1 protein-coding gene is annotated in these 365 nt (G+C 49.0%); it reads left to right on the top strand.

Features of this window, described 5'->3' with window-relative positions; translation table 11 throughout:
- Nucleotides 1-365: C1 family peptidase (locus ABUA47_RS18535; RefSeq protein ID WP_349831871.1), on the top strand; the 365-nt coding region annotated here is incomplete at both ends.

The following is a 365-nucleotide window of genomic DNA, read 5'->3' as shown; positions in this document are numbered from 1 at the left end:
GCCAAGGGTAATCCTGTGGAGACAGAGCATCACACTCCCATGTCTTTCCTTGAGAAATATGGAGACAAACAACTGCTGACCAACTACGTAATGCTGATGAACGACCCCAGTCGCGAGTATTACAAGTGCTATGAAATAGACTATGACCGCCACCGTTACGACGGCAAGAACTGGACTTATGTCAACCTGCCCGTAGAGGACATCAAAGAGATGGCCATTGCCTCCTTGAAGGACAGCACCATGATGTACTTCTCTTGCGATGTGGGCAAGTTCCTGAACTCCGAACGCGGTCTGCTCGATGTGAAAAACTATGACTACGAATCACTGATGGGCACCACCTTCGGGATGGACAAGAAGCAACGTAT

Origin of the sequence: Bacteroides sp. RTP31139st1_H2_RTP31139_211217, from assembly GCF_040227615.1 — a bacterium.
Classification (GTDB): domain Bacteria; phylum Bacteroidota; class Bacteroidia; order Bacteroidales; family Bacteroidaceae; genus Bacteroides; species Bacteroides uniformis.
Note: the sequence above shows the minus strand (reverse complement) of the source record. Positions and strands in the feature narration are given on the sequence as shown.